This window comes from Paenibacillus sp. FSL R5-0923, assembly GCF_038009145.1.
Taxonomy (GTDB): Bacteria; Bacillota; Bacilli; order Paenibacillales; family Paenibacillaceae; genus Paenibacillus_AQ.
Genome location: NZ_JBBPAT010000001.1, coordinates 2,150,624 through 2,167,221, shown reverse-complemented (window position 1 = coordinate 2,167,221; position 16,598 = coordinate 2,150,624). Strand labels below are relative to the sequence as shown.

The 16,598-nt window shown below is 45.9% G+C and carries 11 protein-coding genes and 1 other annotated feature; of the genes, 1 reads left to right on the top strand and 10 read right to left on the bottom strand.

Annotated elements, in window-relative coordinates:
* Positions 1–87: 87 nt before the first annotated feature.
* Positions 88–1,074 (top strand): diaminopimelate dehydrogenase, encoded by a 987-nt coding sequence (locus tag MKX35_RS09585; protein WP_076286493.1) that lies wholly within the window; start codon positions 88–90, stop codon positions 1,072–1,074.
* Between the two features lie 94 nt (positions 1,075–1,168).
* Here MKX35_RS09585 and MKX35_RS09580 read toward each other — a convergent pair whose 3' ends face one another.
* From MKX35_RS09580 to hemB, 10 genes are all read right to left on the bottom strand, one after another.
* Positions 1,169–2,353 (bottom strand): glycosyltransferase, encoded by a 1,185-nt coding sequence (locus MKX35_RS09580; protein WP_076300737.1) that lies wholly within the window; start codon positions 2,351–2,353, stop codon positions 1,169–1,171.
* 335 nt (positions 2,354–2,688) lie between these two features.
* The gene (locus MKX35_RS09575; RefSeq protein ID WP_076300736.1) at positions 2,689–3,846 is read right to left on the bottom strand and encodes a GGDEF domain-containing protein; all 1,158 of its coding nucleotides are present in this window, start codon (positions 3,844–3,846) and stop codon (positions 2,689–2,691) included.
* A gap of 36 nt (positions 3,847–3,882) precedes the next feature.
* On the bottom strand, positions 3,883–5,049 hold the full coding sequence (locus tag MKX35_RS09570) for a GGDEF domain-containing protein (RefSeq protein ID WP_076300735.1): 1,167 nt from the start codon (positions 5,047–5,049) through the stop codon (positions 3,883–3,885).
* Between the two features lie 281 nt (positions 5,050–5,330).
* Positions 5,331–6,710: a UDP-N-acetylmuramate--L-alanine ligase gene (murC, locus tag MKX35_RS09565; RefSeq protein ID WP_076300734.1), complete on the bottom strand. Its 1,380-nt coding sequence runs from the start codon at positions 6,708–6,710 to the stop codon at positions 5,331–5,333.
* A gap of 6 nt (positions 6,711–6,716) precedes the next feature.
* A complete protein-coding gene (locus MKX35_RS09560; protein WP_076300733.1) occupies positions 6,717–8,093 on the bottom strand; it encodes a bifunctional folylpolyglutamate synthase/dihydrofolate synthase in 1,377 nt (458 codons plus the stop codon).
* Between the two features lie 5 nt (positions 8,094–8,098).
* Positions 8,099–10,735 (bottom strand): valine--tRNA ligase, encoded by a 2,637-nt coding sequence (locus tag MKX35_RS09555; protein ID WP_076286506.1) that lies wholly within the window; start codon positions 10,733–10,735, stop codon positions 8,099–8,101.
* 155 nt (positions 10,736–10,890) lie between these two features.
* Positions 10,891–11,173, bottom strand: a binding site (T-box leader).
* Between the two features lie 341 nt (positions 11,174–11,514).
* The gene (locus MKX35_RS09550; protein ID WP_076300732.1) at positions 11,515–12,885 is read right to left on the bottom strand and encodes a LysM peptidoglycan-binding domain-containing protein; all 1,371 of its coding nucleotides are present in this window, start codon (positions 12,883–12,885) and stop codon (positions 11,515–11,517) included.
* A gap of 362 nt (positions 12,886–13,247) precedes the next feature.
* Positions 13,248–14,183 (bottom strand): RluA family pseudouridine synthase, encoded by a 936-nt coding sequence (locus MKX35_RS09545; protein WP_256716401.1) that lies wholly within the window; start codon positions 14,181–14,183, stop codon positions 13,248–13,250.
* Positions 14,180–15,481, bottom strand: coding sequence for a glutamate-1-semialdehyde 2,1-aminomutase (hemL, locus tag MKX35_RS09540; RefSeq protein WP_076300731.1), 1,302 nt, complete (start codon positions 15,479–15,481; stop codon positions 14,180–14,182). The genes MKX35_RS09545 and hemL overlap by 4 nt, the downstream gene beginning before the upstream one ends.
* Positions 15,482–15,523: 42 nt before the next feature.
* The gene (gene hemB, locus MKX35_RS09535; RefSeq protein ID WP_042191201.1) at positions 15,524–16,522 is read right to left on the bottom strand and encodes a porphobilinogen synthase; all 999 of its coding nucleotides are present in this window, start codon (positions 16,520–16,522) and stop codon (positions 15,524–15,526) included.
* Positions 16,523–16,598 lie beyond the last annotated feature (76 nt).

Sequence of the window (16,598 nt, the reverse complement as noted above, 5' to 3'; positions counted from 1 at the left end):
TACTATATAAAAAGAGCTAAAAGTGTACACTATACTAGGTAAGCTAGAAATGATGCTTTAGTTCACTACTGATTAGGAGGGCTTCTTCTGAAACAAAAAATTCAAGCAGCTATTGTAGGCTACGGAAATTTAGGAAAAGGTGTACGTAAGGCTATCAACCAAAGTGAAGATATCGAGCTAGTTGCGATCTTTACGCGCAGAGAACCTGGACAACTGGAAGCCGGAGAAGCCGGTGTGAAGTTCGAACACATCTCTGCCGTCGAACAATATAAGGGTAAAGTGGATGTTATGATTCTATGCGGAGGATCGGCTACCGATCTGCCTGAACAAACACCAGCCATTGCCCGGATGTTTAATACCGTGGACAGCTTTGATACTCATGCCAAAATCCCCGAGTTCTACGAGACCGTTGACGCCGCAGCTAAACAAGGTGGAACACTCAGCGTAATTTCTACTGGTTGGGATCCAGGCTTATTCTCAATGAATCGTCTGCTCGCTGAAGCTATTCTTCCACAAGGTAAAGAATATACCTTCTGGGGCAAAGGCGTTAGCCAAGGCCACTCCGATGCGATCCGCAGAGTAGATGGAGTTAAAGCTGGTGTACAATATACCGTTCCAGTACAAGAGGTTATTGAGGCCATTCGCGCTGGTGAAACACCAGAGCTTACCACTCGCCAAAAACACCTTAGAGAGTGTTTTGTAGTGGCTGAGGCAGGAGCAGATCAAGAACGCATTCGTGCAGAAATCGTGAACATGCCGAACTATTTTGCAGATTATGATACTACGGTTACTTTCATCACTGAAGAAGAATTGGCAGCTCAGCATAGCGGAATTCCGCACGGCGGGTTTGTTATTCGCAGTGGTGTAACAGGGGAAGGTACGAAGCAGATTGTTGAATTCGGCCTGAAGCTGGAGAGCAATCCAGAATTTACAGCTAGTGTTCTCGTGGCCTATGCCAGAGCCGCTCAGCGTATGAGTCAAGAAGGACAGAGCGGAGCGCGTACAGTATTCGATATTCCACTTGGAATGTTGTCTCCGAAATCTCCAGAAGAATTGCGCCGTAACCTGCTGTAAAATCATACAAAAATGAAAAAAACCGCGTAGGACCTTAAAACGTCCTCACGGTTTTTTTCATATACTGCAGGCAGTGCCTTCTCCGGTGTACCTTTTACACAAGACTAAGAATCTTATTCTTCACATAATTCACTTCGTAATCCTTCAACAATGTGCGATGCGCCCGATCAGCAATAATCGTTGCCATCTCAGGATTCTTTAACAACGTTATTACACTAGCAACAACATCAACTGAGGTATTAGCAAGCAAAATATTACGGTTATGCTCACAGTTCAATCGCTCGCATACTATAGAACTTGTAACCACCGGCGTTTTGAGTGCCCATGATTCCAGAATGTTTCTGGAGACTTCACAACCTTCAAGAATAGGCACAAGAACCGCTTTAGCACGACGTATATAATCAGCAGACGGTTTCAAAGGTCCAGTGATAATAACTGATACATCATCCTTTACAAGCGACAATACATCCGTATGAACCTCATGACTGGTGATGTAACACTTGATATCAGGCACTTGCTCTTTAATCAAAGGGTAGCTTTTCTTAAAGAAGTTTTGGGCAGCCTTAATCCCCTGTCTGGTGTTCATATTCCAGTGCAGAACCATTGAATTTTCTTTTGCAACAGGCTCAGTAAAAGCGTCGTATTCATTCATTTTTATGAAATGAGGAACAACATGAACTTTACGGGCATCCGCAAAGGATAGAGATTTGAATGAAAGGGCATCCCATTCCGAGGTTGCCAAGAGTACACCCGTTTTATTCATTAGTCTCCGCTTATTCCGCCGAACCAAAGCCTCATTTAGTTTATAATAAGGATTACTGCTGCTCGGCTTCCCAATTTCTTTTCCAACGGCAAGCCCGCTCTCAAAACGATACGTATCTGTAATAACACTGGCCTCAGGAAGCAGATTACGAACCATATCAATGCAATTTCCCAGCAAGCTATGCGATATAAATACATGTCTGTAATTATTCGATCTACAAAGCTCCATGATGGTACTCTTCATGTCTTTCTCCGCATGACTCCGATTAGTGAAATTCCGTAATATATGTAAGGGACGCAGCATAGATCTCCACGAGGTAATGCACCCGTTAATGTAATGAACCGTTAGTGCAGTTCCATCATTTGTAGACATATCCTTGTGCGTACTGGCATACGTCAGCAAATCAATATCAAATTTCCCTAGCAAAATCTCGAGAATACTCCCTGTTCTCATTTCTCCTTCTAGATCCTCTGCGCTTTGATTCTGTGCTGAAAGGAACAGCATTCTTTCTCGCATGACTCTGGCTCCTTGAATTTTTATATAAATTCTCTCTACTTATCACTGCAACTTTAGATGCAGTTCAATAGTAACTCATTTCACATAAAATTTTTGTCGATTTATAGGGAAACCTTTAAAATTTTTATATATTTTCATGCTTTATTCGAAAATCATTGCGATAAACCTATATATATCGCTATTTTTTTGAAGATTCAAGCAAAAAAACTACTTTTCCAGTAATACACGAACATGAATTTTCTATTCCAAAATTTTATACTCGTTAGGTATTCTGAACTATTCCCTATGCAAACAAAAAAGTGTCTTCCTCATCTAATAACGAAAGGAAGACACTTTTATATTTCGTAGCTTCTAACAACGCAGTTCCGACCCTTTTTCTTAGCTTGATACAATGCATTATCACAAAGTTTGTAGAGATTATTTAGTGAAAAACGTTCGCCCGATTCTATCGTGATGACTCCAATACTTATCGTGTAGTGCAGCGGTACGCCATGAATCATAGAACCTATAACAGCTGTGCGCATTCCTTCAGCAATAACATCACTACTCTTCTCATCGGCTCTGTGCAGGAGCACTGCGAACTCTTCTCCCCCAAATCTTCCGATCAGATCACCATGGCCAAGCTGTTGCTCTATTTTAGACGCCAAATCAGTTAGTACTTGGTCACCTGTATTATGGCCGTAATTATCATTTATGCTCTTAAAGTGATCGACATCCAGCAGTAAAAAAGAATAGGGCAGTTTCTTCATCGCTGAAGCAGCTATTAAAGGCCGAGCACGCAGAACGAACGACCTGCGATTCAAAATACCGGTCAACTCATCATAAGTTGCTACCCGCTCCATTTCTGCAAAGGAATCCTCTCTATAAAGCAGCATAATTCCCGCGGTTCCTAGAAACATATACAAATAAATCCCGAGATAAAAAAACAAATAAAGAAATTGTGCAACTTGTGTATTGATTCCTAATACGGAATACAGCGGTTCCAAGGCTCTACCCGCCAACGACAAGATGACAAGACAATATAGCAGTCCCATTATTATTTGTAGCGAAGTCTCCATGACCTTCAGACATAGTATATAAGCAGGATAGGCTATAATCAGAACTCCACCCAGACAAGCGACTGGAATAACGAGAGGATCCTTTGGCATCAACAAATACATAAGCACCACAACGAGAATGGATACTCCGAATAATATAGAATAATATCTCTCCACCTTGCTCCCGAATACTCTGAGAAGCATTAGAAGCGCCAAGCTTTCGAGCGTGCCTCCAGCCAGAGCAAGAAGTGCTATGATCGGTAGACTAAGCGGTGTATCTATAAAATCCTTCAGTAATAAGAGGATCAAGGCTGCTAGTTGCAAATATTTTGCTGTGATAAACAATGAAGAAGTCTGTTCCTGCGCATAACGCAAACGATACACCACGATAAGCAGCACCGTGAACGATTGCCACAAAAAGAGACACACCAGCAGTGTCTGGAGATCCAGATGCATATAAGTGAAGTTCACCTCCCCTAGTATTCCTGACTCTCAGTATACATATCGGTATCTGATGACTCTATTTCTTCCCTCTTGTTTGGCCTTATATAACGCTTTGTCGCTTAGCTTGTACAACTTATTTATCGAGATCTCCTGATCTGGCATGATCGTAATTACACCTATACTAACTGTGTACCCCTGTTGAACCTTATTAGTGGAAGTATTCATTATCGTCTCACGAAGCGCTTCAGCTTTCTGGTCGCAGCTCTGCTCATCTACCCCACAGAGTATGACTGCGAATTCCTCGCCCCCCAGTCTGCCAAACAAATCGCCATTTCCGAGATTATCTTTAATCGTCGATGCGAACTCTTCCAGTACAATGTCACCGGTATCATGACCATAAGTATCGTTGACCTGTTTAAAATAATCCAAATCCAATAGCAAAAATGAGAAGTACTCCTGCACTCGAACTGCCTTTTCAAGCTTTATCTCCGCTTCCTGAAGAAATGCCCCACGGTTTAGAATCCCAGTCAAATCATCATAACTAGCTATTCTTTTTAGTTTGACGAAGGAATGCTCATTTGAGAGTAGAATAAAACCGGCAGCCCCCACAATAAATAATAAATACATCCCCAGATAATACAAATACTGCGTAAGATTGGTGGAGAACACATTCATCTCGGGCTCCCAAATCAGTGCAACAAGTGCCCGCATCAGCATAATCGCTGCAAATACATAAAATAATACACCTAATATTTTTTGAAGAGGTGTAGCCTTTTTATTCACAGTTAGATGATAAGCCGGATAAACTACAAACAGTATAGACCAAAGTGAAGTACAGGCGATACGCAAGTTGGTTTGATTAAAAAATAATGCGATAATACTAAAACTGATTGCACTCAATATCGAAAGAATGATGTAATATCGCTTTATTCTTGGCCCCAGTACTCCCATCATCAGCAGTAACGCTGTAATTTCGAGACAGCACCCTCCAAGCATCAGAGCATTGCTAAGCGGAATGGACAACGCATGAGGGAGATAATCCCATAATAAAATCGAACACCAAAAGAGTAGCTGCACTTCCTTTGATCGGATGAACAAGGTGGAGGCTGTATCTTTAACAGCGGTACTTCGATAATTGGTTATAAGCAGCAATATAAATAAATTTCCGAAAATAAACAAATAAATCAGTGTTCTAATTTCAAGCAGGGAGCTCATACGTCACCACCTATGCGAAAATATCCCCACCAAGTGCGGCTTTGCTTCGATAACGTATTCAGGTACTTTGTGGGGACCCCAAATATACGTTGAAAAATCGATCCTCTTCTGACAGCACTATAGCACTTTATAACTATATCAGTAAATACGTTAACAATACCAAAAAACACTTCCCTCTAAACTCCCTTCAGATAAACACAAGGATTATCTGAACGAAATTTTTGGGAAGTGCTATTGAATAGAGAATATAAATATCCTCGAATTAGCCTCAATTTGTAAACTTAATGCTTCTTCTTCAACCCGTCTGCCAGTGTGTATCCGACCTTCCAGATATCGCCTGCGCCCATCGTAATCACCAGATCACCTGGAGCAATACGAGGTGTCAGATCAGCTAGAACATCTTCTTTGGTTGGCAGATGTCTCGCGCCCGCATTACTGTTCTTAACGATTAGCTCAACCAGCTTCGCAGAAGTAACACCTTCGATCTGTTTCTCTCCAGCCGGAGAGTAAATATCAGTGATGATGACTTCGTCAGCTTCGCTAAAGGCACGGCTGAAAGCATCTAACAGGAAGAAAGTACGTGTATAGCGCTGAGGTTGGAATACCGCAATAATCCGTTTTCCTGTCGCCTTGGCAGCACTGATCGTTGCCTGAATCTCTGTAGGGTGATGCGCATAATCATCAATGACCAGAATGTCATTGACTTCTCCGAGCACTTGAAAACGGCGCTTCGCACCATGGAATTTCACAATCGCTTCAGCGATTTTCTCGAAAGAAATCCCTGATTTCAAACAAGCGATTACCGCTGCCATTGAATTATAAAGATTGTACTGTCCGGGAACTGAGAGTTCAATCCGTCCAAGCACTTCTCCATTATGATTCATCGTGTACGATACTTGACGATCGCCTAGAACGATATCAGTGGCAATATAATCCGCAGTGTTCGACTTGATGCCATAAGTAATCACCTTACCTGTTACTTCAGGTAAAAGAGAAATCACATTCTCGTCGTCAGCGCATACTATAGCAGTTCCATCTTCGCGCGTTTGGTTCATGAACTGCACGTATGCAGCCTTAAGACGGTTAAAGTCTCCGTCGTAATTTTCTAAGTGATCCGCTTCAACATTCGTAACGATCCCAAGCCAAGGGTGATAGTGCAGGAAAGAGCCATCACTCTCATCCGCTTCCGCTACTACAAACTCACCTTGTCCCGCCTTTGCATTCGTACCTACATTCATAATCTCTCCACCGATAATATACGTTGGATCAACGTCGCACTCTTCCATCACAAGTGCAATCATGGAGGAGGTGGTAGTTTTCCCGTGTGCTCCAGCAACGGCTACCCCTTTACGTTCATTCAATAAACGGGCTAACATTTGCGAACGATGCAGAATTGGAATCTTAAGACGCTCAGCTTCCACCCATTCCACATTATCACTAGACAAAGCCGTAGAGTATACGACTAGATCCGCACCTTTTACTTGTTCTGCTGTATGCCCGATATAAATCTTGGCACCTTTAGCAATCAATTTATCCGTTAATTCTTGGGCAGCCACATCGGAGCCCGTAACTGTATATCCCATTTCTAGCATTACCCGGGCAATCGCGCTCATTCCGTAGCCGCCGATCCCTATAAAATGCACACGTTCAGTAGTATCCAACAGTCGTCACCAGCCTTTTTCAGTATCGGGTTGCTGCAAAAGTGTACCGCGTACGTCAGAGATTAAATACAGCGTACCAGATACGACGGCAAGGTCATCCTCCGCTGTAATCGACTTCAGTAGCTGCAGCGCTTTTCCCCAATTATGTTCTACTATGATTGCCAAGTTTTCCTTGGCATATTTCTCCCGCAGACTTTCTGCGATAACTTGCAGATTCTCCGCGTCCATTTTGTTCTGGAAATCCGGTTCGGTCAGGATGAGCGTATCCACTATAGGCAGTATATGCTTAAAGTAGGATTCATGATGCTTATTTGACAGCATTCCCATAAGTAAATTTAATTTACCGTATTGATAGAGCTGAGGCAGACTTTTTGCAAGACTCTCCGCACCTTCCGGATTATGTGCTCCGTCCAGTACAATCCTTGGAGACTTGCTTACCTCTTCCAGCCTTCCAGCCCAGAATGCGTGGCGCAAACCTTCAAACACATCTTCATCCTCAAGCATAAAGGCCATATACTGACGCAGAACCTCAAGTACCATCATGGCAGCTGCCGCATTGCTAATCTGGTGCTCGCCTTTCATTACGATCCCAAGTTCAAGCGAACGAAAGGGACCCTTAAAATGAAAAGTCTGCACATCCTCACGGATTTCATTAGCCTCATAGCTAAAATCTTCCCCGGCAAGATAAAGAGTAGAGCGGCAAGCCGCTGCTTTCTCTTTCAGAACCGCTACGACTTCCGGCTGAGTTACGCAGCTAACAACAGGTACGCCCGTCTTAATAATTCCGGCTTTCTCCATTGCAATCTTCTCTAGCGTATCTCCCAAAATATCCATGTGATCATGACCAACATTAGTAATCACAGAAACAATCGGAGTCACGATGTTCGTTACATCCAGCCTTCCCCCAAGCCCGGTCTCCCATACGACAACATCAGGACAAGAGACGCCCGCAAAAAATAGAATGGCCACAGCTGTAGTTACCTCGAACATCGTAGGTGAGCCAAACTCCGTTTCCGAAATTTCTTGGACTAGTGGACGTAATTGGTTAACCAGCTCGACAAGCGTTTCTTCAGAGATGTCCGTATTATTATATTGGAACCTGTTCGTGAACTTTGTAATATACGGAGATGTAAAGGTGCCTACTGAATAGCCGCTTTGTATAAGTGCACTAGTCAAAAAAGCACAAGTTGAACCTTTGCCGTTCGTACCCGCCACATGAATAAACTTCAGCCGACGGTGCGGATTTCCCAGCTTGTCCATCAACATCTCGATTCTATCTAAACCTGGCCGTATCCCAAAAGGGATTAGGCTCTTGATCCAATCAACCGCTTCGGTGTATGTCGCAAGAGGGGCGGTACTTCCACCCCGATTTAGGTCATCCATGTCTCTTATCCTCTCAGCTCTGCGATGCGGGCAAGTACTTTCTCACGTTTAGCAGAATAATCTGCCTGCTTCGCCCGTTCCTCTTCGATAACTTTAGCAGGAGCTTTGGCCACGAAGCCTTGATTGCTCAGCTTTTTCTCTACGCGTTCTACTTCGCTGTTCAGCGTCTGTACTTCTTTTTCCAGACGAGCGATTTCTTGTTCAATATCAATGAGTCCCGACAATGGCAGAAGCAGTTCTGCTCCTGTTACTACAGCGGACATTACCTTATCCGGCGTTTCTGGATTCAGTCCAGCTTCGAAGGAAGATGTATTACAGAAGCGTCCAATGTAGTTGTCGTTACGGGTGATAATACTCAGCGTCTCTTCATTACCCGCTTTGATGATCAATTCAACCTTTTTGCTCATCGGTACATTCACTTCAGCCCGGATATTACGAACGGCCCGGATTACATCCATCAGCAGGTTCATTTCCGCTACGGCTTGCGGATTCTCCAGAGCAGCATCATACTCCGGCCATGCAGCCAGCGTAATCGTCTCCCCTTCATGCGGAAGGTGCTGCCAAATTTCTTCCGAAATAAACGGCATAAACGGATGAATCAAGCGCATTGTGCGGTCTAGTACATAGGCAAGTACAGACTGTGTCTTCGCTTTGGCCGCGGCGTCTGATCCGTAAAGTGACAGCTTCGCGAACTCAATATACCAGTCACATAGATCGTCCCAAATGAAGTTGTACAGCTGGCGACCGGTCTCACCGAACTCGTACGAGTCAATTAGACGCGTAATCTCACGAGAAGTTTCGTTCAGACGGTGCAAAATCCAGCGATCAGCAGTACTTAGCTCACCCGAAATGTCAATATTTTCAAAGCTTACGCCTTCCAAATTCATCAACGCGAAGCGTGATGCATTCCAGATCTTATTGGCGAAATTACGCGCCTGCTCAACCTTTTCCCAACGGAAGCGTAGATCCTGTCCAGCTGTACTTCCGGTAGAAATCATGTAACGCATTGCATCTGCGCCATACTTCTCGATTACTTCAAGGGGGTCTACGCCATTCCCGAGTGATTTGGACATTTTTTGACCTTCGGAATCCCGTACCAAACCATGCATCAATACATCTGAGAAAGGTTTTTCTCCGGTAAATTCAAGAGCTGAGAAGATCATCCGCGCTACCCAGAAATAAATAATATCGTAGCCTGTTACGAGCACATCGTTCGGATAATAGCGTTTGAAATCTGCACTGTTCTCATCTGGCCATCCTAGTGTGGCAAAAGGCCACAGATTAGAGCTAAACCAGGTATCCAGTACATCTTCGTCCTGTTTCAAGTCGGTTAGACCACTGATCCGGCGCGCTTCTTCCTCGTCATTTGCCACAACCAATTCACCAGTAGACTCGGAATACCATGCTGGAATACGATGTCCCCACCACAGCTGACGGGAAATACACCAATCACGTACGTTCTCGATCCAGTTCAGGTAAGTTCTCTCGAAACGGTCCGGTACAAAGTTAACCCCGTTCCCATCCTTCTGTGCATTGATGGCAGCTTCAGCCAGTGGCTGCATCTTTACAAACCATTGTGTGGACAAGTACGGCTCAACAACCGCTCCAGAGCGTTCACTGTGTCCTACTTGATGCACATGATCTTCGATATTGATCAGCACACCTTGCTCCTTCAGGTCAGCAGTGATAGCCTTACGACATACACTCCGGTCTTGACCTTGGTAAGGTCCTGCTTCTTCATTCATCGTACCGCTCTCATCCATTACGTTAATCTGCGGTAAGTTGTGACGTTGACCCATCTCGAAGTCATTCGGGTCATGAGCTGGTGTAATTTTAACCGCACCACTACCAAACTCTTTGTCTACATAATCATCAGCGATAATCGGAATCTCACGACCGATAATCGGCAGGATCAATGTTTTGCCGATCAGATCTTTATAACGATCGTCTTCCGGATGAACAGCAACCGCTGTATCACCCAGCATGGTCTCCGGACGCGTGGTCGCTACTGTAATAAATCCGCTACCGTCTTTGAGTGGGTAACGCAAATGATACAAGTGACCATTAACTTCTTTATATTCAACCTCGATATCCGACAATGCTGTACGAGCCGCCGGGTCCCAGTTGATAATGCGTTTGCCGCGGTAGATCAAGCCTTTATTATAGAGCTTAACGAATACTTCGCGTACAGCTTTCGACAACCCTTCATCCAGGGTAAACCGTTCGCGGGAATAGTCAAGGGAAAGCCCCATCTTAGCCCACTGCTCATGAATGGTGTTCGCATATTTATCTTTCCACTCCCACACCTGCTCCAGGAACTTCTCACGGCCGAGATCATGTCTAGAAATTCCCTGCTCACGCAGCTTTTGCTCTACCTTTGTCTGCGTTGCGATACCGGCATGGTCCGTACCTGGTAGCCACAATGTGTCGAAGCCTTGCATCCGTTTTGTACGAATCAGGATATCCTGAAGCGTAAAATCAAGCGCATGACCAATGTGCAGCATTCCCGTTACGTTTGGCGGCGGGATTACAATGCTGTATGCTTTTGCATCTGGACGCCCGCCTGCACGGAAATATCCACCCTCTGTCCAATAGGAATACCACTTGGTTTCTGCCGATTTCGGATCATACGTGGTTGGCATTTCATTCTTAGAATCATTTGCAGCGGCAGCATCTGCCGCTGTATCTTGCAAGTTCGGCAACTCTGCCGCTGTTAGATGGTTTTGGTCAGCCATTCTCTGATACCTCCACTTGGTTACTTGTAGTTGGTTTCTAAAAAACAAAAAGACCCCTCGTCTCAAAGGACGAAAGGCCATTCTTTCGCGGTACCACCTTTGTTTCGCGCCAATGAAAAATAAACCTGCACTTCTCTACCTTGCGGTTCAGAAGCTTAGCGCGACACTCGTACAGATAACGGCTGCTACCGGCCACATCCTAACTTATCTTTCATATCCATGAAGACAAGCTCAGAAGGGCGACTCCGGGGCGACTTCGGTGGCTGTATCCTACGGAATGTCACAGCACTTGCATTCCGCTCTCTGAAGGGCTGACCGCCTACTCTTCCCGTTCCCAGTCTTTACTTAGATATTGCTTACTCCATAATACATTTTGAGTCATCCCTAGTCAACCTGAATAGGCTTCTACAGCGGGACTTTAAGCGGAATTTCGACTTATAGCGTGCATATGTCGAATTTTCATTCGATTCATCACTCTGCGTTGGTTAGATACCCCACATTCTAACGTTCTCCGGTCACACAAGAATAAACGCCTTCGACATCCTTTTACGGAGGGTAAGCGTTTATTCGAGAAATATAAGGATAATGTATAACGTGAAACTTATATATTCTTATATTTGACAAAAATCCCGATCTACTATCAGATCGGGATTCACCTATTCATATGAGTACGCATTGTAATTCAATTACGGAATGTACAACACTTGCCCTTCTTCTACACTCTGCCCAGACAATCGATTATACATTCCCAGCTCCCGCGCACTTAGCTGATATTTCTCTGCGATTGTATCCAGCGTTTCTTCACGCTGCACGATGCAAAGGCGAACCTTACGGAATAGGTTAGCGCCATCTGCTCCAGCAATGAATCTGCTCTTCCACTCCGTATTATTTCCGGCCTCTGGAATGATCGCTGCAGCCGATGCATTTCCTTCAGATAGGAGAGCCTCTTGTTCTTTACGAGAACGACTAGAGCTGAGTAATGAAGAGAAGGTGAGATGTTCTTTGACTGGAGCCTCAGCATCTTTCTTGCTTCCTAGCGCAATCTTAAGATCTTGCTTCTCCTCTGACTGTGGCACAGTCTCTTGAGAAACAAAAACTTCATTCGTATTCTCGTGGATCGGCTGAGCATTCTCTTCTTGTGCATGAAGCTCATTATTGGCCTCGTTTTCCGAAGCGAATACGGCAATATCTTGATCCACATCAGCATTAGCTGCTGGAACAGCGGTTTCTCTTGAAGCAAAAGTATATTCAGCTTCTTGCTCCTGATCCGCTTGACTCGCCTGGCTAACTTGATTCAGCTGAGTGGCCTCAGCTTCATTCTGTGACTCAGCTTTAAACCAGTAATCCGCTATTCCTGCTTTGGAATCCTCTGTTTGCGAATCCAGACTATGCGTCCGAGCTTTCGCGCCCTTGTCCTTCTCATGAGCGGATGAGAAATTCACTATAGGGGACGAATGACCAGCTCCACTTGAGACCAGTGGAGCCTCTGATGCGTCTGCATTAGCTTCAGCATGCTCATGTTCTTCTACGGCAACCTCCGATGCATCCTCGCCAAAGGTCCACTGAGAATTTTCATAAAGTGCATCAGTTTCGTGCTCTTGGTTCTCTGCAGATGCTTCGATTACCCTGTCATCACTGAGAGGGGAATAGGCAACTGTGTACTCTTCCTGCTGCCAGGCCGGTTGTGGTTGAGGCTCCGCACCACCGATTCCCCGCAGTGATAATACGCCTGTTATATTCACTGTGCGCATCGTGAGCAGATCAATATCAAAATTCTCGATCTCCACCCCGATATCTTCAATCGAGCTGACGCGTGTAAGCGGAACTGTGATTTCAACGGGAATGGCATGCTCCAGACGTTGTGTTCGGTCATCTTCACTCCGGTAGAGTCCGGTAAGCAACAGCTGACCATATAACTCGGCACGATCCTCCCGCTGAATCACCTGGATTTCCGGAAGTAGTTCAACCTCCTCCAGCTCAGCTATTCCCGGAAGCTCTTCCGATAGGTGAATGCGTTCATAAATATCAAACCGCAAGCCGTGGGACTGATCAAACACGGGATATGTCCTCCTTCTTGGCATAATCTAACCCTGAGACAGGCCCAGAGCATAAGCCCAAAATGTTACTCCCCACATGTATATGCTTCAAACAGAAAGGCATGACAACTTTGGTGGCACTAACCGGACAGGATGCTATTAATTTCATAAATTCAGGGACTATTCGAACCTATCTGCCGGCCAATAGATGAACTACTCCGCATGAACAAAGTATTATATGCTGCTTTTGCTATTAGGACATAGATAGATGCTTCTTTCTGAAAAAACAGAAAATTATTTACTCCCACGAAAAAATAGATAAAAAAAGAACCGTAATACCAGCATTTGCTGATACCACGATTCTCAGGTTTATAACGTAGCCGTCAAGGCGCTTCAGACAGCAGCTCCCGCAGCTGAAGCATATCCTCCGGCCACGGATCGCTTACTTCCAGTTGTTCACCGCTCCAAGGGTGGCGGAAAGACAGCAGCTCGCCATGGAGCGCATGTCTGCCACTAGCGCTGGGAGCCCAGACCGGCCCGCCATATAGCGCATCCCCATACAAGGGATGACCCATATGGCTGAGATGGACGCGAATCTGATGCGTCCGTCCGGTCTCCAGCTGCACATGCACCAGGCTCCCGCCATGCAGTGCTTCGCGTCCGAGGATTCGAGTCACGGCGGACTGTCCGCCGGGTGAGACTCTTCTCCGCGCCGCATGATGACGATCGCGCCCTATCGGCGCGTCGATCACTTTAAGCGTAGGCGGCACTGTGCCTTCGACGATCGCGGCGTAGAGCCGCGAGATGCTTTTTTCACGCATATTCTCGTCTAGGACAAGCTGTGCGAACTCATTCTTCGCGTACATCACCGGACCTGTTGTATCCTTGTCCAGTCGGTGAATATGCCTTACAGCTGCACTAACACCGGTAGCGACATAATGCGCAGCTACAAGGTGATCCAGCGTTACACCTAAGCCACTGCCATCCGGATGAACCGCCATGCCTGCCGGCTTGTGGGCAACCAAGCAAAAATCATCCTCATACAACACTTCAAGCTCTTCCCATACCGGTTCAATGCCGGCTTCACGATCTGGAAAAAGTGCCAGTCGCAGTCGATCTCCCTTCCACTGAATGCCCCCCTCGCGGCGCAGACGCAGACGAAGCTTCTCAGGCATACCTACAGTTTCCAGCAGCCACTTATCAATTGCAGCTTCAGAATCCTCGGCTCCTGTAATGATTTTGCCAGGTGTTACTTCCAGCCACTCCCCACGTCTAGTCCAAGCTCCACCACCGGTTCGTTCTCCGGCTCCAATACTCAAAGGGCCTTCAGGGCATTATAGTGGCCCTCAATGGTATCATCAATATCCTGCTCACTATGCGCAGCCGACACGAACATGCCTTCAAACTGTGAAGGTGGTACGCTAATCCCTTGGCTCAGCATATGACCAAAATAACGACGGAATAGGTCCGTGTTGCTAGTCTTGGCTGTCTCAAAATTCGTTACAGGTCCTTCTGTGAAGAACGGGCAGACCATAGAGCCCACACGGTTAATTGTCAGTGGAACACCGGTCTCGATTGCATTCTTTTTCAAGCCTGCCTCTAGACGCGCCCCTAATTGCTCAAGTCGATCATAAACTTCCGGTGTCAGTAGCTTCAACGTAGTGAGTCCTGCCGCCATCGCTAATGGATTACCACTAAGTGTGCCAGCCTGATAGATCGGTCCCGTAGGAGCGATTTGCTCCATGATCTCTCTTTTGCCGCCATAAGCGCCTACTGGAAGTCCTCCACCGATGACTTTGCCGAAGCAGGTAATATCCGGAGTAATGTTGAACAAGCCTTGAGCACAACCACGATTGACACGGAAGCCTGTCATTACCTCATCAAAAATAAGCAAAGATCCATTGTCTGAAGTTAACTTGCGAAGTCCTTCCAGAAATCCCGGAAGTGGTGGTACAACACCCATGTTGCCGGCAATCGGCTCTACGATCACTGCGGCAATCTCACTGCCAAAACGTTCGAAAGCAATCTGAGTGGACTCCAAATCATTGTATGGAACTGTAATTGTATTTACTGCCACACCTTCGGGAACACCTGGGCTGTCCGGCAGACCTAATGTGGCTACACCGGAACCCGCTTTAATAAGCAGACTATCCGCGTGACCATGGTAGGATCCTTCGAATTTCAAAATTTTACTGCGTCCTGTATAACCACGTGCCAAACGAATCGCACTCATCGTAGCTTCCGTTCCGGAGTTAACCATACGTACGATATCTACAGAGGCTACACGTTCGACAACCATTTTTGCCATTTCAGTTTCAAGTAAAGTTGGTGCGCCAAAGCTTGTCCCTTTTACCGCCGTCTCCTGCAATGCCTTTACAACCTCAGGATGCGCATGACCCATAATCAGCGGTCCCCATGAGCATACATAGTCGATAAAGCTGTTGCCGTCGATATCATAAATACGCGATCCGATCCCATGATCCACATAAATCGGAGTCAATCCTACGGATTTGAACGCCCGTACAGGGCTGTTCACCCCACCGGGAATATATTGTTTTGCTTCATCAAAAGCCTTGCGGGACGCTTCCTCTTTACGCGCCATTGGCTCATTACTCATCTATCTTCACTCCTATTCTGTTCTTGGTCACACAGGTATAGATTAACCACGCAGCCAGCGCGCAGCATCTTTTGCGAAATAAGTAATAATAATATCCGCTCCGGCCCGTTTCATGCCAGTCAGCATTTCCAGCACAACGGCTTGCTCGTCAATCCAGCCTTGCAGCGCTGCTGCTTTTACCATGGAATATTCGCCACTCACATTGTAAGCCACAAGAGGCAAATCAAACTGGTCGCGGATCGTACGAATCACGTCCAAGTAAGCCAGAGCCGGCTTCACCATTAACATATCTGCACCTTCCAGCACATCGGATTCTGCTTCACGGAGCGCTTCGCGCAGATTGGCAGGGTCCATTTGATAGGTTTTGCGATTTCCGAACTGTGGCGCTGAATCCGCAGCTTCGCGGAAAGGGCCATAAAATGCCGAAGCATATTTGACCGAATACGACATAATCGGCACATGTTCAAAGCCATTCTCATCTAGTCCCGCACGAATCGCATGTACGAATCCATCCATCATATTCGAAGGGGCAATTATATCTGCTCCAGCTTTAGCTTGGGATACCGCCGTACGGGTCAACAGCTCTAGCGAAGCATCGTTGATGACATCACCGTGTACCACACCATTTACCGTATGCGTATGCACCATCCCGCAATGTCCGTGATCCGTAAATTCACAAAGGCAGGTATCTGCAACGACCAACAGCTCAGGGTACCACTGCTTGATCAAGCGAGTAGCCTCTTGCACAATTCCATCCTCTGCGAAACCGGAAGAACCGATAGCATCCTTCGTTTCAGGAATCCCGAATAACAGTACAGCCGGAATGCCTAGTGCGGCAATCTCGTCCACTTCTGCTTTTAAAGTATCCAGCGAAAAATGGTACACGCCCGGCATCGAGCTAATCTCATTCTTCACACCTGTTCCATAAGTCACAAATATAGGCTGTACAAAATCCAGCACATTCAGTACGGTCTCCCGCACCATACCGCGAATTCCAGCAGAACCGCGTAGACGACGGTGACGTGTAATTGGAAAGCTCATTTGTTCATCCTCCTGAAAATAAAATATATAGACACAACGGACATTTATAGTTTGCCCGTCTAACTGCCAGTTAGTT

Excerpts from the sequence above, each read along its gene's own strand:
- MKX35_RS09580 (WP_076300737.1), bottom strand. The coding sequence starts at position 2,353 with ATGCGAGAAAGAATGCTGTTCCTTTCAGCACAGAATCAAAGCGCAGAG.
- MKX35_RS09575 (WP_076300736.1), bottom strand. The coding sequence starts at position 3,846 with ATGCATCTGGATCTCCAGACACTGCTGGTGTGTCTCTTTTTGTGGCAA.
- MKX35_RS09570 (WP_076300735.1), bottom strand. The coding sequence starts at position 5,049 with ATGAGCTCCCTGCTTGAAATTAGAACACTGATTTATTTGTTTATTTTC.
- MKX35_RS09560 (WP_076300733.1), bottom strand. The coding sequence starts at position 8,093 with ATGGATGACCTAAATCGGGGTGGAAGTACCGCCCCTCTTGCGACATAC.
- MKX35_RS09555 (WP_076286506.1), bottom strand. The coding sequence starts at position 10,735 with ATGCCAACCACGTATGATCCGAAATCGGCAGAAACCAAGTGGTATTCC.
- hemL (WP_076300731.1), bottom strand. The coding sequence starts at position 15,481 with ATGAGTAATGAGCCAATGGCGCGTAAAGAGGAAGCGTCCCGCAAGGCT.
- hemB (WP_042191201.1), bottom strand. The coding sequence starts at position 16,522 with ATGAGCTTTCCAATTACACGTCACCGTCGTCTACGCGGTTCTGCTGGA.